The sequence below is a fragment of the Pseudomonas reactans genome, assembly GCF_013387025.1.
Taxonomy (GTDB): domain Bacteria; phylum Pseudomonadota; class Gammaproteobacteria; order Pseudomonadales; family Pseudomonadaceae; genus Aquipseudomonas; species Aquipseudomonas reactans.
In genome coordinates, this window is record NZ_JACAQP010000042.1 from 151,924 (window position 1) to 172,182 (window position 20,259).

The window sequence follows — 20,259 nt, forward strand, 5'->3', positions numbered from 1 at the left end:
CCCACATTTTTAACTGCGTTCAATCCTGAAAATTGATAGGGCAGCTGTCAGCCCCTTCCAGCTTTTTCAACTCTTCTACTACCTGCGGCCTGGCCCGGCGCAATGTCAGGCTGCGCCCCAACCCCCGCAACCGCCGCGCTTCCTGGTGCAGCATCTCCACCCCGGAATAGTCGATAAAGTTGATCTGCTGCGCCTCGATCACCACCCGTTCGCCCTGCAGGCTTTGCAGGCGTACTTGCAGGTAGTGGCTGGCGCCGAAAAAGATCGAACCGCCCACGCGCAGCACATCTTCATCGCCATCGCGCCACTGCTGTACCCGTGGCTGCGAAGTGCGCTTGAGGTAGAAAAACAGCGACGCCAGCACCCCGGCGTAAATCGCTGTTTGCAACTCCAACAGCAAGGTGGCGACGCAGGTCAGGCTCATCACCACGAACTCGGCGCGACTGACGCGGAACAACGCGCGAATGCCGCGACGGTCCACCAGCCCCCAACTGATCAGCAAGATGCTCGCCGCCATGCTCGGGATCGGAATATGGGCGATCAATGCCGCGCCAAACAGCGCAAACAGTGCCACCCACAATGCGGAAAACACGCCCGCCAAAGGCGAACAGGCGCCCGCCTCGTAGCTGAGGCCGGAGCGTGTGAACGAACCGGCTGACAAATACCCGGAGAAAAATCCGCCAACGATGTTGGATAAACCCTGAGCCCGCACTTCCTGGTTGGCATCGAGCAATTGCTGCGAACGCGCCGACAGCGAGCGGGCAATCGACAAGCTGGTCACCAGCCCCAGCATGCCCACCGCCACGGCGCTCGGCAGCAGGCGCAGGATCACGTCCAGGTCCATGGGCAACGGGCTGAACGGCGGCAGTTTGCCGATAAACGAACTGACCAGCGCCACGTGGCCGAACATCGCCGGCCACAGCCACGCCACCAGGCTACCCAGCGCCAAGGCGATTAACAGGGTCGGCCAGCGTGGTACGAGGTATTTGAGCAGTGCACCCACCAGCAAGGTGCCGAGTCCGAGAACGAGGGACGCGTGGTCCCATTCACCGCTGTGGTGGATCAGTGTCAGCAGACTATTGATCGCCGTGGCCTGGCTCGGTAAATCCAGCCCCAGCATATTGGGCAGTTGCCCGAGCGCAATCACCACGGCGGCACCCAGGGTGAAACCGAGCACCACCGAATGGGAAACAAAATTCACCAGCGCGCCAAAGCGCAGCATGCCCAGCAGCCACTGGAAAACCCCGGCGAGGAAGGTGAGCAACAGGATCAGGGTGATGTAGTCCTGCGACCCCGGCACGGCCAAGGGGCTGACGCTGGCGTAGAGCACAATGGAAATCGCCGCCGTGGGGCCGCAGATCAGGTGCCAGGAGGAACCCCAGAGGCAGGCGATCAGCACCGGGATGATTGCGGCGTACAGGCCGTATTCGGGTGGGAGACCGGCAATCAGCGCGTAGGCAATTGACTGTGGCAAGGCGAGAACCGCGCCACTGAGGCCCACCATCGCATCCCGGCCGACGCTGGCGCGGGTCTGGCGCGGGAGCCAGGCGAGGAAGGGGAAGAGTGTATGGCGGTTGGGCCGGGGCATGGGGCGCTCGGAATACTGTAGGAGCGAGCTTGCTCGCGAAGAGGGGTAACGATAACGCGGGTTGTCTGAAAAGACGCGGCGTTTTCGAGTTCTTCGCTGGCAAGCCAGCTCCTACAAAGAGGAGTGTGATCTTCAGAGTTTGGCTTTTACGGCCGCCAGCGCGTCCTTGCCATCTACGGTCTTCACGCCCTCCAGCCATTTATCCAATACCGCCGGGTTGGCCTTGATCCACGCCTTCGCCGCATCGGCATTGCTGACCTTGTTGTTGGCCACCTCGGCCATGATGCTGTTTTCCATTTCCTGGGTAAAACTCAGGTTGGTCAGCAGTTTTCCTACGTTCGGGCAGGCCTGTGCGTAGCCCTTGCGGGTCAAGGTATACACGCTGCCGGTGTCACCAAAATATTTCTCGCCGCCCTTGAGGTAGTGCATTTTCAACTGCACGTTCATTGGGTGCGGGGTCCAGCCGAGGAAGGTCACGAATTTCTGCTTCTTAACGGCGCGCGACACTTCGGCGAGCATCGCTTGTTCGCTGGACTCCACCAACTTCCACTGGCCGAGCGCGAAGTCGTTCTTCTTGATGATTTCCTGCAACGAAATATTCGCCGGTGCGCCGGAGCCGATGCCGTAGATCTTCTTGTCGAACTTGTCGGCAAATTTGTTCAGGTCGGCAAAGTCATGCACCCCGGCGTCCCACACATAGTCGGGCACGGCGAGGGTGAACTCGGTGCCGTCGAGGTTCTTCGCCAATTGCACCACGTCGCCGTTGGCCACGAACTTGTCATAGAAGCCCTGCTGCGCCGGCATCCAGTTGCCCAGGAACACGTCTACCTGGCCATCCTTGAGGCCACCAAAGGTGATCGGCACCGCCAGGGTGTCGACCTTGGGTTTGTAGCCCATGCCCGTCAGCAGAAAACCGGTGATGGCATTGGTGGCCGCGATGTCGCTCCAGCCCGGATCGGCCATCTTTACCGTTTCACAACTGGCGTCTGCGTAAACATTGGCGCTTCCCAGCGCCAGGAGCCCCAGCATGACAGTCAACTTTTGCATGGCCTTCCCTCAATGTTATTGGTTTTGGCAGGGTTGTGGATAACGTGCCTTGCGCTCCAGGTCATCGAGGTCGATATGGTTGCGCATGTATTGCTGACTGGCGTCCACCAGTGGCTGGTGATCCCAGCTCTTCAGCTTGCCCAGGGTCAGTGCTTCAAACACCAGACGGCGGCGGCGTTGGCTGGCGAGCACCTGTTGGTGGATCGCCGGGATGTCCCATTTGGCCCGCGCCTCGTCCAGGAAGGCTGCAAACAGCGCCCGGTGTTGCGGCGACTGGCTGAGGTCTTCCTGCTCCCGTGGGTCGTTGTGTACATCGAACAGTAGACAAGGGTCGTCTTCGCTGTAGATGAATTTGTAGGCGCCCCGGCGAATCATCATCAGCGGGCTGATGGTGCCTTCGGCCATGTACTCGCCAAACACTTCGTCATGCCCGCCCTGCCCTTGCAAGTGCGGGACCAGCGAGCGGCCGTCCAGCGGCAGGCGCGGGTCCAGCTCGCCGCCGGCCAGTTCCACCAGGGTCGGCAGCAGGTCGGCGGTGGACACGGCTTTGCTCACGCGGCCCGCCGCAAACTGCCCCGGCGCACTGACCAGCAGCGGCACGCGGGCGGCCATTTCAAACCAGTGCATTTTGTACCAGAGGCCACGTTCGCCGAGCATGTCGCCGTGGTCGCCGGAGAACACGATGATGGTGTCGTCGGCCAGGCCGGTGTCTTCCAGGGTTTGCAGGAGTTTGCCGACGTTGCTGTCGATGTAGCTGCACGCGCCGAAATAGGCGCGGCGTGCGTCGCGGATCTTATCCACAGGCAGCGGCTTGTCCCACAGGTCGTAGACCTTGAGCAGGCGCTGGGAATGCGGGTCGAGATCGCCTTGCGCTGGCGTTGTAGGCAAAGGGATGTCGGCATCGTCGTACAGGTCCCAGAACGGTTTGGGAATGGTGTACGGGTCGTGAGGGTGAGTCATCGATACCGTCAGGCAGAACGGCTGGTCGCCGTCCTCGCGGATATGGTCGAACAGGTATTGCTGGGCCTTGAACACCACCTCTTCGTCGAAATCCAGCTGGTTGGTGCGCACACACGGCCCGGCCTGCAGCACCGACGACATGTTGTGATACCAAGTGGGGCGCACGTCCGGCTCGTCCCAGTTCACCGCCCAGCCATAGTCGGCGGGGTAGATGTCGCTGGTCAGGCGTTCTTCGTAGCCATGCAACTGGTCGGGACCGCAGAAGTGCATCTTGCCCGACAGCGCAGTGCGGTAGCCGAGGCGGCGCAAGTAGTGGGCGTAGGTCGGCACATCGGCGGGGAAGTCGGCGGCGTTGTCGTAAGCGCCGATCTTGCTCGGCAACTGGCCGCTCACCAGGGTGAAACGCGACGGCGCACACAACGGGCTGTTGCAATAGGCGGCATCGAACACCACGGCCTGCTCGGCGAGGCGACTCAGGTTGGGCAACTTGATAGGCGAAGAACCGTAGAACGGAAGCAACGGGGTGGCCATTTGATCGGCCATGATGAAAAGAATGTTCTTGCGCTTCATGATCTATCGGCATTCCATAGGCGGTGTTTATGCCAATGAGCATGCAGCCCACGAAAACTGGGGTAAAGCCCATGAAAAGCAATGTCTAGGATAAGCACAGCTTATGTATGAAGCCCTTGGTGACCTGTCCCTCGATTTGCTGCGTGCCTTCGAAGCCGCCGCACGCCATCGCAGTTTTACCGCCGCCGCGATGGAACTGGGCACCACCCAACCGGCCATCAGTCAACAGATCAAGCGTCTGGAGGAACAGTTGGCGATCCGCCTGTTTGATCGCATCTACCGGGGCATCGAACTGACCGACGCCGGCGCCCTGTTGTTCGAGCATGTGCAGGGCGGTTTGCAGGGCATCAACCAGGGCCTGAGCCTCATTACCCAGCAGGACCAGCATGAAGTGCTGCAAGTCGCCACCGACTTCGCCTTCGCCGCTTATTGGCTGATGCCGCGCCTGCATCGATTTCACCAGGCCAACCCGCAGGTCGATGTCAGCCTGGTGACCAGCGAGCGCAACCACGCCACCTTGCGCAGCGATATCGACGTGGCAGTGTTGTTTGGTGACGGCCGTTTCAAGCAGGGCGACAGCCTTTGGTTGTTCAATGAGGAAGTGTTCCCGGTGTGCAGCCCGCAGTGGCTCAAGGACCAGGCCACGCCGCTGACTGTGCAGAATTTGCACGATTTCCCGCTGCTGCACCTGCGCCAAGAAAACAACAGCCAGTGGTTCGACTGGAGCGGCGTGTTTCGCGAACTGGGCATCGCCAGCGTACCGACGCCGGGCCAACTGCGCTTCGACAACTACACCCTGTTGATCCAGGCGGCGATCGCCGGCAAGGGTGTGGCCATCGGCTGGCGCCATCTTGTGGATAACCTGCTGGAACAGGGCTGGTTGTGCCGGCCGGTCAGCGACACGGTGATCTCGCGCTTTGGCTATTACGTGGTGCAACCCCAGCGCAAACGTCGGGGGCAGTTGGTCGAGCGCTTCGTCGACTGGTTGGTGGCAGAACAAGCCAGCAGCGCCCAGTCGCTGACCGGGCTGGCTCTGCCGTCCATTGCGGTCTAGCATCGGGCGCATATTGGATCCGGAGTCCGCCATGCAACGTATCAAGGGCTACCACGCCCATATCTACTTCGACGCCAGCACGATCGAACAGGCGCGCAGCCTGTGCGAAGACGCCGCCAAACTTTTCCCGCTGCGCATGGGCCGTGTGCACGAACGGCCGGTGGGCCCGCACCCGGATTGGAGCTGCCAGCTGGCGTTCGATCCTGAGTACATCGGTGTGGTGCTGCCATGGTTGGTGATCCATCGCAACGGGCTGGTGGTGTTCCTGCACCCCGAAACCGGTGATGACCTGAAGGACCACACTGACTATGCCGTCTGGATGGGGGCGATGCGGGAGCTGAACCTGTCAGCCTTTTCTTAAATGCAGTCCCTAAATGTGGGATTGATATTTATATATTGAGACTTTCGTTCGCGTAGGTTTATATTCGCTGCATCCGCTCAGAACTCAGGTGAAGCGATGCAGGCGCAATTGATCGCGCTCGATTGGGGAACCAGCTCCCTTCGTGCTTATAAACTCGGCCCCGCAGGCACAGTGCTGGAACAGCGCTCGCTGGCGTGGGGCATCATGCATTTGCCCAGCGAGCCCCGGGACATTGTCGGTGTGCGTTGCAGCAACGGCTTCGAGTTGGCGTTCGACGCGGCGTGCGGGGATTGGCTCGACGCCGAGCCGGGGTTACCGGTGATCGCCTGTGGCATGGTCGGCAGCGCCCAGGGCTGGAGCGAAGCGGCCTATCGCAATACCCCGGTCGATGTCGCCAGCCTCGGCCAGGCGCTGCATCAGGTGCACAGCCTGCGCGGCGTGGACGTGCACATCGTGCCGGGCGTGATCGAGCAGGTCGGCTTGCCCAACGTGATGCGTGGCGAAGAAACCCAAGTGCTGGGCGTGCTGCAAGGGCTGGGCGCCGATGTGTTGATCGGCCTGCCGGGCAGCCATTCCAAGTGGGTCGAGGTGGTCGAGGGCTGTATCACGCATTTCGATACCTTCATGACCGGCGAACTGTTTGCGGTGTTGAGCAAACACAGCATCCTTGGGCGTACTCAGCTGCCGTCCGAACAATTCCAGGTCGAAGCCTTCGACCGAGGCGTGCACGTGGCGCTTTCCGAAGACGGCCAGCGCGGCGTGCTGTCCACCTTGTTCAGTGCCCGCACCCTGGGGCTCACCGGCGAACTCGCGCCTGACCAGCAGCCCGATTACCTCTCCGGCTTGCTTATCGGCCATGAACTCGCCGGTCTGCCCGACAACGCCAAACACAAGCCGATCATCCTGGTCGGCGCCGCGCCCCTTTGCGCCCGTTATCAACGTGCCCTCGCCCTTTGCGGCTTTGCCCACGTCAGCCTGGCGCAGGAAGCCACCGAGCGCGGCCTGTGGCAACTGGCCGTGGCGGCCGGGCTCACTCAACCTGTATTGGAGGCCTGACATGCTCAAGCAAGCACTCGCGCAAAACGGTTTGATCGCCATCCTGCGCGGCATTCGCCCGGACGAAGCCCAGGCTGTCGGCCAAGTGCTGTACCAGGCGGGGTTTCGGGTGATCGAAGTCCCGCTGAATTCGCCCGACCCTTACACCAGCATCCGCACCCTGCGCGACAGCCTGCCCGCTGATTGCCTGATCGGTGCTGGCACGGTGTTGACGCCGGAGCAGGTTGAGCAAGTGAAGGCTGCCGGCGGACAGGTGATCGTCATGCCCCACAGCGATGCCAAGGTATTGCGCGCCGCCAAAGCCGCGGGCCTGTTTCTGTCGCCGGGCGTGGCCACGCCGACCGAAGCCTTCGCCGCACTGGCCGAAGGTGCCGACGTGCTGAAGCTGTTCCCCGCCGAGCAAATGGGCCCTTCGGTGATCAAGGCGTGGCTGGCGGTATTGCCAGCCGGCACCTTGCTGCTGCCGGTGGGCGGCATCACCCCGGACAACATGCAGGTCTTCACCGACGCCGGCGCCAAAGGTTTCGGGCTGGGTTCCGGGTTGTTCAAACCGGGTATGACCGTGGATCAGGTAGCGAGCCGCGCCCAGGCTTATGTCGCCGCCTGGAAAGCCCTCAGCTGAATCAAAGTTTCGCGCCCACAGGCGCCGCATCTATAAGAGAGATAACAGATGAAAATCACCAAACTGACGACCTTTATCGTCCCGCCGCGCTGGTGCTTCCTCAAGGTCGAGACCGACCAGGGCGTGACCGGCTGGGGTGAGCCTGTTGTAGAAGGCCGCGCCCACACCGTGGCCGCTGCCGTTGAAGAACTGTCCGACTACCTGATCGGCAAAGACCCACGCAATATCGAAGACATCTGGACCGTGCTCTATCGTGGCGGCTTCTACCGCGGCGGCGCCGTACACATGAGCGCCCTCGCCGGCATCGACCAGGCGCTGTGGGACATCAAGGGCAAGGCCCTCGGTGTGTCGGTCAGCGATCTGCTCGGCGGTCAGGTGCGTGACAAGATCCGCGTTTACTCGTGGATCGGCGGCGACCGCCCCGCAGACACCGCCCGCGCCGCCAAAGAGGCAGTGGCCCGTGGCTTCACCGCGGTGAAGATGAACGGTACCGAAGAACTGCAGTTCGTCGACAGCTTTGAAAAAGTCGACCTGGCCCTGGCCAACGTTGCTGCCGTACGGGATGCGGTGGGACCCAACGTCGGCATCGGCGTCGACTTCCATGGCCGGGTGCACAAGCCCATGGCCAAGGTGCTGATGAAGGAACTCGACCCGTACAAATTGATGTTCATCGAAGAGCCGGTGCTCAGCGAGAACTACGAAGCGCTGAAAGAGCTGGCACCGCTGACCAGCACGCCGATTGCCCTGGGCGAGCGCCTGTTCTCGCGTTGGGATTTCAAGCGTGTGCTCAGCGAAGGCTACGTCGACATCATCCAGCCGGATGCGTCCCATGCCGGTGGCATCACCGAAACCCGCAAGATCGCCAATATGGCCGAAGCCTACGACGTGGCCCTGGCCCTGCACTGCCCGTTGGGCCCGATTGCCCTGGCGGCGTGCCTGCAACTGGACGCGGTCTGCTACAACGCGTTTATCCAGGAGCAAAGCCTGGGCATTCACTACAACGAGAGCAATGACTTGCTCGACTACGTGCGCGATCCGGGTGTGTTCGACTACGACCAAGGCTTCGTGAAGATCCCCAACGGGCCGGGCCTGGGCATCGAGATCAACGAAGAATACGTGATCGAACGCGCGGCCATCGGCCACCGCTGGCGCAACCCGATCTGGCGCCACGCCGACGGCAGCTTCGCCGAGTGGTGATATTCCTCTGAAGGAACGCGATCAAAAAATGTGGGAGCTGGCTTGCCTGCGAAGGCGGTGGGTCAGCTTGCATCTCTGGCACTGATACACCGTCTTCGCAGGCAAGCCAGCTCCCACACTGACCGTGTTCTGACAGTGAAGACCTGTCCTCAACAAACATAAGAAGAGGCAACCCCCCATGCACCCTGAATCCTTCACCGGGCAGGCGTCTTTAGTCACGCCTACCCGAAAGCGTTTTTTCATCATGGTGTTGCTGTTCATCACCGTGGTAATCAACTACCTCGACCGCAGCAACCTGTCCATCGCCGCACCGGCACTGACCAGCGAGCTGGGGATCGATCCCGTGCAGGTCGGATTGATTTTCTCCGCGTTCGGCTGGACCTACGCCGCCATGCAGATCCCCGGCGGCTGGCTGGTGGACCGCGTGCCGCCGCGCATTCTCTATACCGCCGCGCTGATACTGTGGTCCATCGCTACTGTGATGCTTGGCTTCGCTGCCAGCTTCATCGCGTTGTTCGTGCTGCGCATGGCGGTGGGTGCGTTGGAAGCCCCGGCCTATCCGATCAACAGCCGCGTGGTTACAACCTGGTTCCCCGAGCGCGAACGCGCCACGGCGATTGGCTTCTACACCTCCGGGCAGTTTGTCGGGCTGGCGTTTCTCACGCCGGTGCTGGCCTGGCTGCAACACGCCTTTGGCTGGCACATGGTGTTTGTCGTCACCGGTGGCGTTGGCATCCTGTGGGGGGTCATCTGGTATGCGGTGTACCGCGAGCCGAAGGATTTCAAAGGCGCGAACGCTGCTGAAATCGAGCTGATCCGTGAAGGTGGCGGCCTGGTAGACATGCAGGAAAAAGCCGCCAAGGCGCCGTTCAGCTGGGTCGACCTGGGCATCGTGTTGAGCAAGCGCAAACTGTGGGGCATCTACCTGGGGCAGTTCTGCCTCAACTCCACGCTGTGGTTCTTCCTGACGTGGTTCCCGACCTACCTGGTGAAATATCGCGGCATGGACTTCATCAAGTCCGGCCTGCTGGCGTCGTTGCCATTCCTGGCGGCGTTTGTGGGCGTGCTGTGTTCCGGGATCTTTTCCGATTGGTTGATTCGCCGCGGCGCGTCGGTGGGGTTTGCGCGCAAGTTGCCGATCATCGGCGGGCTGCTGATTTCCACGGCGATCATCGGCGCCAACTACGTGGACTCGACGGCGTGGGTGATTGCGTTCCTGGCGGTGGCGTTCTTTGGTAATGGGTTGGCCTCGATTACCTGGTCGCTGGTCTCGACCCTGGCACCGGCCCGCCTGTTGGGGCTGACCGGTGGGGTGTTCAACTTCATCGGCAACCTGTCGGCGATTGCCACGCCGATCGTGATTGGCTTTTTGGCCAGCGGCGATTCGTTTGCGCCGGCGATTACCTATATCGCGGTGCTGGCGTTGCTCGGGGCGCTTTCCTATGTGTTGCTGGTGGGCAAGGTCGAGCGGATCGAGTTGTAAGAAAAGCGGGCGACCTTGGGGTCGCCCTTTTTTTGGATTACGGCACCGACATCTCGTTGCGAAACACGTTGTGCGGGTCCCAGCGTAGTTTGGTATCCCTCAAGCGGCGCTCGATGACAGTGTTGGGGAAGAAAATCCCATACCAGGACGGGTTTTTTGGATTGGTGGGGTCGCCCCCTAGGTGCGTCATGTCGAGGTCGGGGTAATTGATGTAGCAGCCCTCGAACTCGGCATTGACCGGCACACCCTTATCATTGGCGAAAGCCTTGAAAAACAGCCCCTGGATCCAGCGCGCGTGGGCCTGGTCCGCCGCCTCGCTGGCCCCGCGCCAATAACATTGCGGTTGCCACTTCAAATAGGAAGAGCGCTGCGCCGCCGAGGTTTCGCGGCGCACGGCCGGGTCTGGCTCATTAATGCGCCCACCGAAGGACTGGATCTGGATCAGGCTTTGGGTCAGGTGGTTATCGGGGTCATCCAAGGTCAGGGTGTCCCAGATGGCCTGCAGTACCTGCGGGGTGAACACACCTTTCTGGTAGGCCGACTTATAGCGCCCACGCTGGTTATCTCCCGAGCCATTCAAGGTCTGCTGGCACACCAGCCAGTCCAGGTGCTGGGTGGCGTCTTGGGCAGATGCTAGCGAGTTGATGGTGCGCCCGGTGGCGCTGCCGCGTGGCAGATGGGTCACGTAAAACGGCACCAGCGACTCGCTGGCAGGCAGTGCAATGGCAGTGAGCATTTTGCTGACGAAATCGTCGAAGTACGTCCGGTCGTCCGACGCTCCGTCCTTGTCCACATAGTGAATGCCCAAAGTCACATTGCCGGTGTGCTGGTGGCGCATTTCCAGCTTGGTCGCCAGGCCCCAGGTGTCCGGGTTGCTTTGATTGTCGGCGAACCAGGCTTGGTAGGCCGCTAGCAGGTTGTCGAGAGCGGTCTTGGTTAACACGGACCAATCCCATTCCAGCACCAACCACAGCACTTCCGTGGGGGCGTCCGGCAATGTCTTGAAGTAATAGCTGGTGATAATGCCGAACTGCCCGCCCCCTGCCCCGCAGCAGGCAGCGAACAGGTTGAGCTCGTCGGGGCCGGTGCTGTGGCGTGATACGTGTACCGGTATCAAACCGTTGCCCTGGGCGTTGGGAACTAGCATATCGACGCCATCCAGCCAGTCGCACACTAAACCGTGTTTGCGCGACAGCAAGCCGTAGCCGCCTCCGCAAATATGCCCGCCCAGTCCGACCGAATAACACGAGCCGCCGGGCAAGGTCTTGTTGGCCAGCTTGTACAGCGCAACATAGGCATCCCAGTTCTGGCCACCGGATTCCAGGCGAACGGTGTAGCGCTCGGGCTGGCTGGGGATCAACGTGGAACCGATGTGCCCGTTGGCATCGTAGGTCAGGTGGTTCATCGGACTGATGTCCAGGATCGACAATACTTCATTGGGGCTGCCGGGCATCTTGTTGGCGACAAAGCCTTCGTAGCAGTGGCCGCCGCTGCGCACCGTGACCCGGCCATTGGGAACAGCCAATGCTTGGGCAGCGGCGTCGATAACGTCCTGAGGGCTATGGCAGATATAGATGCGGTCGGCCCCATTGGGCGACGACTCACCCTGCACATTGCCCAGGGGCCAGCGCAGGTTGAAACCCTTTTGCAGCGTTGAATGACGACGGTCAGAGGGGGTAATGAGATCAAATGCCATGATGTACTCCTGGGAGCCAAGGATGACTTCTGATGCGGCTAACTTAACGACCGGAGGGCAAGGAATACGAGGCTTGCGGGGAGGTTAGACGGCAATAGGCATGAGGTGGTCAAGGGGTGACGGGATGTCACCCCTCAAGCCTAGTGCAAGAAATCAGTTCAGCACGCCATCGAGGATTTCATAAACAATGCCGGTGCCTACGGCGATCAACACCACGTCCGGCCCCGAACGGCGCCATTCATAACCGGGATACACCGGCAGGCGCTCCAAGGCGCGGCGGTCGAGGCGCTCGCCGTAGTAGCCCCGGGGCAGCGGCTGGCCACGCACCAGGCGTACATTCGGCGGTGGCGGTGCGCCACGGGCGAACTGGCCGTGGTTGTCGTGGATGATCTGCCGAACCGGGCCGAAATCCTGGGGCGGGCCGCCGCGACGGTTGTCCTGCGGGCCGCGATGGTCGTCGCCGCGTGGTTCGTGCTGGCCCTGTGGGCCGCCACGGTCGGGGCCACCTTGGTCATACGGCGCGGCCTGCACCAGGGCGCTGGCGCCAAGCACCAGCACGCCAAGGCTGGCAATCACGGTTTTGGGCATTTTCATCGGGTATTCCTCAGGGCACGCAAACAAAAAGGGATTTCGAACGAGGTTCGAAATCCCTTGGTCTTGCTGTTTAGGCCGTGCCCGGGCGGGTTGATTCCTCTGTATCAGGAACTTTACCTACTGCTTACGGGGCCCTTACTTACGCGCGTTACGCACGCCTTCCGACAATGCCGCACACAGGCTCAACACGCCGTCGATGGCTTGCTGGTCATTCTTGGCATTGGCGATGTGGTCGATCAATGCCGAGCCTACGACCACACCGTCAGCCAGGCGGGCGATGGCCGCCGCTTGTTCCGGGGTGCGGATACCAAAACCGATGCTGATCGGCAGGTCGGTATGGCGACGCAGGCGGGTCACGGCTTCTTCGACATGCTCCAGGGTCGCAGCGCCGGCGCCGGTTACACCGGCCACCGACACGTAGTACACAAAGCCGGAGCTGCCATTCAATACCGTCGGCAGGCGCACGTCATCGGTGGTCGGCGTGGTCAGGCGGATGAAATCAATGCCAGCCGCCTGGGCCGGGTCGCACAGTTCGCCGTTATGTTCAGGTGGCATGTCGACCACGATCAGGCCGTCCACGCCGGCTGCCTTGGCGTCGGCGATGAACTGCGGCACGCCGTATTTGTGGATCGGGTTGAAGTAGCCCATCAACACCAGCGGCGTGTCGTTGTTGTCCTGGCGGAACTCGCGGACCATCTGCAGGGTTTTCAGCAGGTTCTGCTTGGCGTTCAACGCGCGGATGTTGGCCAGTTGAATGGCCGGACCGTCGGCCATCGGGTCGGTGAAGGGCATGCCCAACTCGATCACGTCGGCACCGGCGGCCGGCAAGCCTTTGAGGATCGCCAGCGAGGTGTCGTAGCCAGGGTCGCCAGCGGTAACGAAGGTCACCAGAGCGGCGCGGTTCTGTTCTTTAAGCTGGGCGAAGCGGGTTTGCAGGCGGCTCATCAGTGTTTCTCCTGCTGAGAGGTTTCCATGTGGTGCATCACGGTCTGCATGTCTTTGTCGCCACGGCCGGACAGGTTGACCACCATCAGGTGATCCTTCGGCAGGGTCGGTGCGCGTTTGAACACTTCGGCCAGGGCGTGGGCGCTTTCCAGGGCCGGAATGATCCCTTCCAGGCGGCAGCATTTGTGGAAGGCGTCGAGGGCTTCATCGTCGGTCACCGAGGTGTACTGGACGCGACCGATGTCATGCAACCACGCGTGTTCCGGGCCGATGCCGGGGTAATCCAGGCCAGCGGAGATCGAATGGGCGTCGATGATCTGGCCGTCGTCATCCTGCAGCAGGAACGTACGGTTGCCGTGCAGTACGCCGGGTACGCCACCGTTGAGGCTGGCGGCATGCTTGCCGGTCTCGATGCCGTGGCCGGCGGCTTCAACGCCGATGATTTCGACACTGGTGTCGTCCAGGAACGGGTGGAACAGGCCCATGGCGTTGGAACCACCGCCGATGCACGCCACCAGGCTGTCCGGCAGGCGGCCTTCCTGGGCTTGCAACTGGTCGCGGGTTTCCTTGCCGATCACGGCCTGGAAGTCGCGCACCATCGCCGGGTACGGGTGCGGGCCGGCCACGGTGCCGATCAGGTAGAAGGTGCTGTCGACGTTGGTCACCCAGTCACGCAGGGCTTCGTTCATCGCGTCTTTCAGGGTGCCGGTGCCGGCAACTACCGGGATCACTTCCGCGCCCAGCAGCTTCATGCGGAACACGTTGGCTTGCTGGCGCTCAATGTCAGTGGTGCCCATATAGATCACGCATTGCAGGCCGAAGCGTGCGGCCACGGTGGCAGTGGCCACGCCGTGCATGCCGGCGCCGGTCTCGGCGATGATGCGTTTCTTGCCCATGCGCCGGGCAAGCAGGATCTGGCCGATGCAGTTGTTGATCTTGTGCGCGCCGGTGTGGTTCAGCTCTTCGCGCTTGAGGTAGATCTTGGCGCCGCCGCAGAATTCGGTCAGGCGTTCGGCGAAGTACAGCGGGCTTGGGCGTCCGACGTAGTCGCGTTGGAAGTAGGCCAATTCCTCTTTGAATGCCGGATCTTCCTTGGCCGCTTCGTATTCGCGGGCCAGGTCGAGGATCAACGGCATCAGGGTTTCAGCGACGTAACGGCCGCCGAACGCGCCAAACAGGCCGTTGGCGTCTGGGCCGTTGCGTAGATCGGTCTGGGACTGAGTCATGGGACGCTCCAGGAAAGAAGGGGTGTGGGAAGCAATGAGGGCCACTCTACCCCTGACGTTCTACGCTGAAAACCGATAAGATCGCCGCAACCTGTCAGGAAAACTCACAGATGAGCCGAGACCTTCCGCCCCTCAACGCCCTGCGTGCCTTTGAAGCGACTGCGCGCTTGAACAGCGTCAGTCAGGCCGCCGAGCAATTGCATGTGACCCACGGTGCCGTCAGCCGCCAGTTGAAGGTGCTGGAGGAGCATTTGGGGATCAGCCTGTTCGTCAAGGAAGGTCGCGGCCTTAAACTCACAGATGCGGGCGTTCGGCTGCGGGATTCCAGCGCCGAGGCCTTCGAGCGATTGAGGGATGTGTGTGCCGAGCTGACTCAGGCCAGCGCCGACGCGCCTTTTGTACTCGGTTGTTCGGGCAGCCTGCTGGCGCGCTGGTTGATCCCGCGCCTGGGCCGCTTGAATGCGGACTTGCCGGACCTGCGCCTGCACCTGTCGGCGGGTGATGGGGATCTGGACCCGCGCCGCCCAGGCTTGGACGCTCTGTTGGTGTTCGCTGAGCCGCCATGGCCGGCGGATATGCAGGTGTATGAGCTGGCCAGTGAACGCATCGGCCCGGTGATGAGCCCGCGCTTTGCCGGCTATGAGCGCTTGCGCGAGGCGCCCGCCGAGGCCTTGTGTGGTGAAAAGCTGTTGCACACCACGTCACGCCCGCAAGCTTGGCCCAGTTGGGCGGCGCAGCACGGCATCGAGCCCGGCGCGCTGAAGCACGGTCAGGGGTTTGAGCATTTGTATTATTTGCTGGAAGCGGCAGTAGCAGGATTGGGCGTGGCGATTGCCCCGCAGCCGCTGGTGGCCGAGGACTTGCGTGCGGGTCGCCTGGTGGCGCCGTGGGGTTTCAGCGAAACCCCGGCGCACCTGGCGCTGTGGCTGCCCAAGCGCGCCGCCGATGGGCGCGCCGGGCAACTGGCGCAGTGGCTCAAGGCTGAGCTACTGCGCGAACCGGTTTAATCGCCGCGTTTGCACAGCAGATAAGCCGCGAGCAGGCCCAGCGCACCGACAGCAACGCCGGCTGTAGTCCATGGGTGCTCTTGTGCGTAGTCCCGGGTTGCAACACCGGTTTCGCGGATTTTGACTTTGCTTTCTTCGTAGGCGTCGCTGATCAGGTGGCGGGAATGCTTGAGGGCATTCTCGGCATTGCTTTTCAGGGCCTTCAAGGTTTTGCGCGACTCGTCGGATGCATCGTCCTTGAGGCTTTCCAAAGACTTGAGCAGGCTCGAAATCTCGGCTTCCATGCTTTCCAGCGACGCTTTGCGTAAAGAAGTGTTGGCCATGTGGACTCTCCTGAAGTGATTGAGTGGCATGTGTAGATACCGACTGCGGCCGTTTCAGAAAGTGCAGTAAATCTGAACTTTCGGGTACGAACAGTCGCCAGAAGCAGTACGAACATTGACTGCTACGCTTGCTTAACGACCCTTAGGAGAACTGCCATGAGTGATCATCATACCTACAAGAAAGTTGAACTGGTGGGCTCGTCCACCTCCAGCATCGAAGACGCCATCAACAATGCGCTGGCCGAGGCCAACAAGAGCATCAAGCATCTGGAATGGTTCGAGGTGACTGAAACCCGTGGGCACATCAAGGACGGCAAGGCCGCGCACTTTCAGGTCACCCTCAAGGTGGGGTTCCGAATTGCCAGTAGTTGATCGCATCGGTTGAACTTGCTGACTGGCCGATTGCCATAACCTGCGCTACAACCAATGGGTGCCGATGCCACAAGCGTCGGCACGCTCTTTTCGATCAGCGCAAGGAAAGTAACGGATGAAGAAGTTCCTGTTAGCGGTAGGTTTGTTGAGCATTGCAGGCACGGCCCTGGCGGCGGGCAAGCCTTGTGAAGAGCTCAAAAGCGAAATTGCAGCGAAAATCGACGCCAAGGGCGCTTCCGGTTATTCGCTGGAAGTGGTGGATAAAGGCGCTGCAGCCGAAGGTTACAAAGTAGTCGGTAGCTGCGAAGCCGGTACCAAGGAAATTGCTTACAAGCGCGGTTAATCCCGTGCTCCAGACATGAACCGACGCTCTTGTGGCGAGGGAGCTTGCTGTGGCGAGGGAGCTTGTCGAATCGTCGAACCGTCCCGTTCGACAGCGCAGCTGGAGCCGGCTTTTTCTGGGGCCGCTACGCAGCCCAGCGGGAGCAAGCTCCCTCGCCACAGCGTCGGTTTTTTTCGTCTGAAGGTTTTAGCCCTTCATCACCTGCGCCAGCAGTTCGTAGGAATGAATCCGGTCGGCGTGTTCGTACAGGTCGCTGGTGAAAATCAGCTCGTCGGCGCCGGTCTGCTCGATCAACACCTCCAGCTTGGCGCGGATCTTTGCCGGGCCGCCGACCATTGCCAGGCCCAGGAAGCTGCCGACCGCGTCTTTTTCATGGGGCAGCCACAGGCCGTCCATGGTTTTTACCGGCGGGCGCTGCACCAGGCTTTGCCCGCGCATCAGCGCAAGGATGCGTTGGTAGACGGAGGTAGCCAGGTAGTCCGCTTGCTCGTCGGTATCTGCCGCGACCAGGGGAATGCCGAGCATCACGTAGGGTTTATCCAGCACGGCTGACGGTTTGAAGTGATTGCGGTACACGCGAATCGCCTCATGCATCAGGCGGGGTGCGAAATGCGAGGCGAAGGCGTAGGGCAAACCGCGTTCGCCTGCCAGCTGTGCACTGAACAAGCTGGAGCCGAGCAGCCACACCGGTACGTTGGTGCCGGTGCCAGGCACGGCGATGATCCGTTGGTCGGGGGTGCGAGGGCCCAGGTAAGCCATCAGCTCAGCCACGTCTTCCGGGAACTCATCCGCGCTGCCGGAGCGTTCACGGCGCAGGGCGCGTGCGGTCATCTGGTCGGAGCCAGGGGCGCGGCCCAGGCCCAGGTCGATACGGCCGGGGTAGAGGCTCTCCAAGGTGCCGAACTGTTCGGCAATCACCAGCGGCGCGTGGTTGGGCAACATCACACCGCCGGAACCGACACGAATCGTCGAAGTGCCACCTGCCAGGTAGCCCAGCAGCACCGAAGTGGCCGAACTGGCGATACCGTCCATGTTGTGGTGCTCGGCCACCCAGAAACGGTTGTAGCCGAACTTTTCCACGTGCTGGGCCAGGTCCAGGGAGTTGCGCAACGATTGCGCCGGGCTGCCATTGGCGCGCACGGGCACCAGGTCGAGGGTTGAAAACTTTACGTCGGACAGCGATTTCATAAGCCTGCTTCTCCAAGGGGGCCGCAGGCTTTTTAGACGAACCAAAACCTGCCGCTTCATGTGCATACCCATGCAATAAGGGCATATACCCGAGATTCAATAGCACGCTAGGAAAATTCCTACTGTATTGCTAGGTTTCTCCGACAGGATGAACTTTGCCAGTCCGACTACTCTCAGAACCCTTACTGACGCAAAACCACCGTTCGAGGAGACCGCTATGAGTATCGTGAAAAAAGCATCCGCGCATTGGGAAGGTGACCTGAAGACGGGCCTGGGTTCCATTTCCACGGAGACCGGCGTGCTACGTGAAGCGCCCTACGGCTTCAAGGCGCGTTTCGAGGGTGGCAAGGGCACCAACCCGGAAGAACTGATCGGTGCGGCCCACGCCGGCTGTTTCTCCATGGCCTTCTCCATGATTCTCGGCGATGCCGGGCTCAAGGCTGACAGCATCGACACCCAGGCCGAAGTGACCCTGGACCAGGTCGACGGTGGTTTTGCGATTACCGCCGTGCACCTGATCCTCAAGGCCAAGATTCCGGGTGCAAACCAGGCGCAGTTCGATGAATTGAGCAAAAAGGCCAAGGAAGGATGCCCGGTGTCCAAGGTGCTGAATGCGAAAATCAGCCTGGATGCCACGCTGGTCGGCTAATCCCTCTACTTCAGGAGCGAGCACGCTCGCTCCTGAAGCCCCAAATGTGATCGAATAGCCTCCAGCCTAGGCGCACACCCGTGCGCAGTGCATTCAGGGAGCTTCACACATGAAACGTTTTGCCTTGGCGATCATCTGCGGTGTATTGGCTACTTCGGCCGTGGCCGCGCCAAAAGATTGTGAAGAGCTCAGGAAAGAGATTGAAGTAAAGATCCAGGCCAAAGCGATTCCTTCGTACACCCTGGAAATCATTACCGCCGAAGAAGCCAAGAATCACGACAGCGCGATGATTGTCGGTTCGTGCGAAAACGGCACCAAGCGCATCATCTACCAGAAAAACAACGACTGATCAGATGCAGTTCACGCTACGTTCTTCTGCGAGCAACTGACGCGCCGAGTCATACAACCGGATATTCGGCGTGAAGGCCAACGAGCGCCCTTCCAGCACATAACGCTGGCCGGCCTGGAAGTGGTCATATTCCAGGGTCATGAAACAGGTGCGATACATCATCTGGCTGAGCCCACCCAAACCTCCGCCAGCCGGGACTTCAAAGTCGAAGCGCACCATCAGTTCGTGATGGCCGGGCGGGAATTGGAAGTAACGCCCGTCCTCCAGGTTCTTGCCGTCCAAACGCTGCGCCATCACCAGCTTGGACCCCGGCGTCGGCGTGGTGAAGTCGACCCAGGCTTGTTGCGGATCCTTCGGTGGCACCGGCGTTGTGGTGCAGGCAACGAGGAACAGGGCGGCAACGGGAAGCAAGAGCTGGCGCATGGCAGGCACTCAATGGGAAGGAAGTATTGAGCCTGGCGCCGATGGCAGCAGACTCCCTATGAGTATAAACACGTCATGCCATGGAAAAATTCCGCACAGGCGCGATAGTCTGGCGGGCAAATTACCCAGGAGCGGTCGGGGCATGGTCAGGCGTTTTCTTCCAGGGTTGATGGTTGTGCTGCTCAGCGGCTGCTCCAGCGTCAGTTATTACAGCCAGTTGGCCAGCGGCCAGTGGCAGTTGTTGCGGGCCCGAGAGCCGGTGGCGCAGGTCATTGCCGACCCTTCCCGCCCACCGCTGTTACGCGAACACCTGGCGCAATCACAAAAAGCGCGCACCTTCGCCAGTGAGCATTTGCATCTGCCGAACAACCAGAGCTACAGGTTGTACGCCGATATCGGTCGGCCCTATGTGGTCTGGAATGTGTTTGCCACGCAGGAATTTTCCCTGTCCCCCGAAACCCATTGCTTCCCCATTGCCGGTTGTGTGGCTTATCGCGGCTATTACAACCAAGGTGCGGCGCGCGGCGAGGCGGCGTTGTTGAAGCAGCGTGGCATGGACGTGTCGATCGGCGGCGTGGAGGCTTACTCCACGTTGGGCTGGTTCAACGACCCGATCATGAATTCGATGATGAACTGGGGCGATGAGCGCCTGGCCACGCTGATCTTCCACGAGCTGGCGCACCAGCGTTTTTATGTAAAGGACGACACCGAGTTCAACGAGTCGTTTGCCAATTTCGTTGAGCAGGAAGGCACACGGCAATGGCGTGCTGCGCGGGGTTTGGCGCCGCAGAGCCTGTCGACGTCGAAGCAGCGTGATCAGTTTATCCAGTTGGTTCTCGATACCCGGCAACGTTTGGAAAAGCTCTATGCCCAACCGTTGGCCGCTGATGCGATGCGTCAGGCCAAGGCGGCCGAGTTCGAGCACTTGCGCAGCGAGTATCGGCAATTGCGCGACAGTCAGTGGGGCGGGGATAAACGTTATGACGCGTGGATCAACCAACCGATGAACAACGCACGGTTGTTGCCGTTCGGGCTGTATGACCAGTGGGTGCCGGCGTTTGCAGCGCTGTTTGCGCGGGAAGGTGGGGATTGGGTGAGGTTTTATAAGGAGGTGGAACGGTTGGGAAGGTTGCCGGTGGAGCAGCGCAAGGCGGCGTTGAGGCAGTTGGAGGGTGTTGGTCGTTAGGGACCTATCGCCAGCAAGCC

At 61.0% G+C, this 20,259-nt stretch carries 22 protein-coding genes; 12 read left to right on the top strand and 10 right to left on the bottom strand.

All coding sequences use genetic code 11. The features are described 5' to 3' along the window. Positions 1 to 19: 19 nt before the first annotated feature. The 3 genes from HX793_RS28750 to betC form a co-directional block, all read right to left on the bottom strand. Entirely contained in the window at positions 20 to 1,588 is a 1,569-nt protein-coding gene (locus tag HX793_RS28750; RefSeq protein WP_177053903.1) for a SulP family inorganic anion transporter, read from the bottom strand. A gap of 132 nt (positions 1,589 to 1,720) precedes the next feature. Next, the gene (choX, locus tag HX793_RS28755; RefSeq protein WP_177096675.1) at positions 1,721 to 2,635 is read right to left on the bottom strand and encodes a choline ABC transporter substrate-binding protein; all 915 of its coding nucleotides are present in this window, start codon (positions 2,633 to 2,635) and stop codon (positions 1,721 to 1,723) included. Between the two features lie 15 nt (positions 2,636 to 2,650). Beyond that, on the bottom strand, positions 2,651 to 4,165 hold the full coding sequence (betC, locus tag HX793_RS28760) for a choline-sulfatase (RefSeq protein ID WP_177096676.1): 1,515 nt from the start codon (positions 4,163 to 4,165) through the stop codon (positions 2,651 to 2,653). A 103-nt stretch (positions 4,166 to 4,268) separates the two neighbouring features. On the opposite strand from betC, the gene HX793_RS28765 reads away from it, so the two are divergent. From HX793_RS28765 to HX793_RS28790, 6 genes are all read left to right on the top strand, one after another. After that, a complete protein-coding gene (locus HX793_RS28765; protein WP_177058379.1) occupies positions 4,269 to 5,219 on the top strand; it encodes a choline sulfate utilization transcriptional regulator in 951 nt (316 codons plus the stop codon). Between the two features lie 31 nt (positions 5,220 to 5,250). Continuing rightward, positions 5,251 to 5,580 (top strand): DOPA 4,5-dioxygenase family protein, encoded by a 330-nt coding sequence (locus tag HX793_RS28770; protein WP_025999921.1) that lies wholly within the window; start codon positions 5,251 to 5,253, stop codon positions 5,578 to 5,580. Between the two features lie 96 nt (positions 5,581 to 5,676). Then, positions 5,677 to 6,636 (top strand): 2-dehydro-3-deoxygalactonokinase, encoded by a 960-nt coding sequence (locus HX793_RS28775; RefSeq protein WP_177058378.1) that lies wholly within the window; start codon positions 5,677 to 5,679, stop codon positions 6,634 to 6,636. Position 6,637: 1 nt separating this feature from the next. Then, positions 6,638 to 7,258 carry a 2-dehydro-3-deoxy-6-phosphogalactonate aldolase gene (locus HX793_RS28780; RefSeq protein ID WP_016978746.1) on the top strand — a complete coding sequence of 207 codons (621 nt, stop codon included), beginning with the start codon at positions 6,638 to 6,640 and terminating at the stop codon, positions 7,256 to 7,258. 48 nt (positions 7,259 to 7,306) lie between these two features. After that, the gene (gene dgoD / locus HX793_RS28785; RefSeq protein WP_003170741.1) at positions 7,307 to 8,455 is read left to right on the top strand and encodes a galactonate dehydratase; all 1,149 of its coding nucleotides are present in this window, start codon (positions 7,307 to 7,309) and stop codon (positions 8,453 to 8,455) included. A gap of 178 nt (positions 8,456 to 8,633) precedes the next feature. Next, positions 8,634 to 9,938 carry an MFS transporter gene (locus HX793_RS28790; RefSeq protein WP_177058377.1) on the top strand — a complete coding sequence of 435 codons (1,305 nt, stop codon included), beginning with the start codon at positions 8,634 to 8,636 and terminating at the stop codon, positions 9,936 to 9,938. Between the two features lie 37 nt (positions 9,939 to 9,975). Here the strand turns inward: HX793_RS28790 and HX793_RS28795 are convergent, their stop codons facing one another. The 4 genes from HX793_RS28795 to trpB form a co-directional block, all read right to left on the bottom strand. Further along, positions 9,976 to 11,634, bottom strand: coding sequence for an FAD-binding oxidoreductase (locus HX793_RS28795; RefSeq protein ID WP_177096677.1), 1,659 nt, complete (start codon positions 11,632 to 11,634; stop codon positions 9,976 to 9,978). Between the two features lie 153 nt (positions 11,635 to 11,787). Continuing rightward, entirely contained in the window at positions 11,788 to 12,228 is a 441-nt protein-coding gene (locus HX793_RS28800) for an anti-virulence regulator CigR family protein (RefSeq protein WP_177053896.1), read from the bottom strand. A gap of 135 nt (positions 12,229 to 12,363) precedes the next feature. Then, entirely contained in the window at positions 12,364 to 13,173 is an 810-nt protein-coding gene (gene trpA / locus HX793_RS28805; protein ID WP_177058375.1) for a tryptophan synthase subunit alpha, read from the bottom strand. Continuing rightward, complete coding sequence (gene trpB / locus HX793_RS28810; protein WP_016978751.1) at positions 13,173 to 14,399, bottom strand: tryptophan synthase subunit beta; 1,227 nt, start codon at positions 14,397 to 14,399, stop codon at positions 13,173 to 13,175. The genes trpA and trpB overlap by 1 nt, the downstream gene beginning before the upstream one ends. Positions 14,400 to 14,509: 110 nt before the next feature. On the opposite strand from trpB, the gene HX793_RS28815 reads away from it, so the two are divergent. After that, complete coding sequence (locus tag HX793_RS28815) at positions 14,510 to 15,406, top strand: LysR family transcriptional regulator (protein ID WP_177096678.1); 897 nt, start codon at positions 14,510 to 14,512, stop codon at positions 15,404 to 15,406. On the opposite strand, the gene HX793_RS28820 is transcribed toward HX793_RS28815, so the two are convergent. Further along, on the bottom strand, positions 15,403 to 15,729 hold the full coding sequence (locus HX793_RS28820) for an ElaB/YgaM/YqjD family protein (RefSeq protein ID WP_003170746.1): 327 nt from the start codon (positions 15,727 to 15,729) through the stop codon (positions 15,403 to 15,405). The two genes, HX793_RS28815 and HX793_RS28820, sit on opposite strands and share 4 nt — an antisense overlap. Positions 15,730 to 15,885: 156 nt before the next feature. On the opposite strand from HX793_RS28820, the gene HX793_RS28825 reads away from it, so the two are divergent. Both HX793_RS28825 and HX793_RS28830 read left to right on the top strand, forming a co-directional pair. Beyond that, positions 15,886 to 16,101, top strand: coding sequence for a dodecin (locus tag HX793_RS28825; RefSeq protein WP_007953919.1), 216 nt, complete (start codon positions 15,886 to 15,888; stop codon positions 16,099 to 16,101). Between the two features lie 115 nt (positions 16,102 to 16,216). Further along, positions 16,217 to 16,444 carry a DUF1161 domain-containing protein gene (locus HX793_RS28830; RefSeq protein WP_177053894.1) on the top strand — a complete coding sequence of 76 codons (228 nt, stop codon included), beginning with the start codon at positions 16,217 to 16,219 and terminating at the stop codon, positions 16,442 to 16,444. A gap of 186 nt (positions 16,445 to 16,630) precedes the next feature. Here HX793_RS28830 and HX793_RS28835 read toward each other — a convergent pair whose 3' ends face one another. Then, positions 16,631 to 17,632 carry an LLM class flavin-dependent oxidoreductase gene (locus tag HX793_RS28835; RefSeq protein WP_016978754.1) on the bottom strand — a complete coding sequence of 334 codons (1,002 nt, stop codon included), beginning with the start codon at positions 17,630 to 17,632 and terminating at the stop codon, positions 16,631 to 16,633. Between the two features lie 217 nt (positions 17,633 to 17,849). Between HX793_RS28835 and HX793_RS28840 the strand changes: the two genes are divergently transcribed. Both HX793_RS28840 and HX793_RS28845 read left to right on the top strand, forming a co-directional pair. Next, positions 17,850 to 18,281: an OsmC family protein gene (locus HX793_RS28840; protein WP_016978755.1), complete on the top strand. Its 432-nt coding sequence runs from the start codon at positions 17,850 to 17,852 to the stop codon at positions 18,279 to 18,281. Between the two features lie 109 nt (positions 18,282 to 18,390). Further along, a complete protein-coding gene (locus tag HX793_RS28845; protein ID WP_016969660.1) occupies positions 18,391 to 18,630 on the top strand; it encodes a DUF1161 domain-containing protein in 240 nt (79 codons plus the stop codon). Here HX793_RS28845 and HX793_RS28850 read toward each other — a convergent pair whose 3' ends face one another. Then, positions 18,631 to 19,053 carry a PA0061/PA0062 family lipoprotein gene (locus HX793_RS28850; protein WP_016978756.1) on the bottom strand — a complete coding sequence of 141 codons (423 nt, stop codon included), beginning with the start codon at positions 19,051 to 19,053 and terminating at the stop codon, positions 18,631 to 18,633. Between the two features lie 142 nt (positions 19,054 to 19,195). On the opposite strand from HX793_RS28850, the gene HX793_RS28855 reads away from it, so the two are divergent. Next, positions 19,196 to 20,239, top strand: coding sequence for an aminopeptidase (locus tag HX793_RS28855; protein ID WP_177096679.1), 1,044 nt, complete (start codon positions 19,196 to 19,198; stop codon positions 20,237 to 20,239). Positions 20,240 to 20,259 lie beyond the last annotated feature (20 nt).

Bases quoted from the DNA above. Each gene is read 5' to 3' on its own strand.
- HX793_RS28830 (WP_177053894.1), top strand. From the start codon at position 16,217: ATGAAGAAGTTCCTGTTAGCGGTAGGTTTGTTGAGCATTGCAGGCACG.
- HX793_RS28855 (WP_177096679.1), top strand. From the start codon at position 19,196: ATGGTCAGGCGTTTTCTTCCAGGGTTGATGGTTGTGCTGCTCAGCGGC.
- HX793_RS28765 (WP_177058379.1), top strand. From the start codon at position 4,269: ATGTATGAAGCCCTTGGTGACCTGTCCCTCGATTTGCTGCGTGCCTTC.
- HX793_RS28770 (WP_025999921.1), top strand. From the start codon at position 5,251: ATGCAACGTATCAAGGGCTACCACGCCCATATCTACTTCGACGCCAGC.
- HX793_RS28780 (WP_016978746.1), top strand. From the start codon at position 6,638: ATGCTCAAGCAAGCACTCGCGCAAAACGGTTTGATCGCCATCCTGCGC.
- HX793_RS28835 (WP_016978754.1), bottom strand. From the start codon at position 17,632: ATGAAATCGCTGTCCGACGTAAAGTTTTCAACCCTCGACCTGGTGCCC.
- HX793_RS28845 (WP_016969660.1), top strand. From the start codon at position 18,391: ATGAAACGTTTTGCCTTGGCGATCATCTGCGGTGTATTGGCTACTTCG.
- HX793_RS28790 (WP_177058377.1), top strand. From the start codon at position 8,634: ATGCACCCTGAATCCTTCACCGGGCAGGCGTCTTTAGTCACGCCTACC.
- HX793_RS28820 (WP_003170746.1), bottom strand. From the start codon at position 15,729: ATGGCCAACACTTCTTTACGCAAAGCGTCGCTGGAAAGCATGGAAGCC.
- betC (WP_177096676.1), bottom strand. From the start codon at position 4,165: ATGAAGCGCAAGAACATTCTTTTCATCATGGCCGATCAAATGGCCACC.
- HX793_RS28750 (WP_177053903.1), bottom strand. From the start codon at position 1,588: ATGCCCCGGCCCAACCGCCATACACTCTTCCCCTTCCTCGCCTGGCTC.
- trpA (WP_177058375.1), bottom strand. From the start codon at position 13,173: ATGAGCCGCCTGCAAACCCGCTTCGCCCAGCTTAAAGAACAGAACCGC.
- dgoD (WP_003170741.1), top strand. From the start codon at position 7,307: ATGAAAATCACCAAACTGACGACCTTTATCGTCCCGCCGCGCTGGTGC.
- HX793_RS28795 (WP_177096677.1), bottom strand. From the start codon at position 11,634: ATGGCATTTGATCTCATTACCCCCTCTGACCGTCGTCATTCAACGCTG.
- HX793_RS28840 (WP_016978755.1), top strand. From the start codon at position 17,850: ATGAGTATCGTGAAAAAAGCATCCGCGCATTGGGAAGGTGACCTGAAG.
- HX793_RS28800 (WP_177053896.1), bottom strand. From the start codon at position 12,228: ATGAAAATGCCCAAAACCGTGATTGCCAGCCTTGGCGTGCTGGTGCTT.
- choX (WP_177096675.1), bottom strand. From the start codon at position 2,635: ATGCAAAAGTTGACTGTCATGCTGGGGCTCCTGGCGCTGGGAAGCGCC.
- HX793_RS28815 (WP_177096678.1), top strand. From the start codon at position 14,510: ATGAGCCGAGACCTTCCGCCCCTCAACGCCCTGCGTGCCTTTGAAGCG.
- HX793_RS28775 (WP_177058378.1), top strand. From the start codon at position 5,677: ATGCAGGCGCAATTGATCGCGCTCGATTGGGGAACCAGCTCCCTTCGT.
- HX793_RS28850 (WP_016978756.1), bottom strand. From the start codon at position 19,053: ATGCGCCAGCTCTTGCTTCCCGTTGCCGCCCTGTTCCTCGTTGCCTGC.
- HX793_RS28825 (WP_007953919.1), top strand. From the start codon at position 15,886: ATGAGTGATCATCATACCTACAAGAAAGTTGAACTGGTGGGCTCGTCC.
- trpB (WP_016978751.1), bottom strand. From the start codon at position 14,399: ATGACTCAGTCCCAGACCGATCTACGCAACGGCCCAGACGCCAACGGC.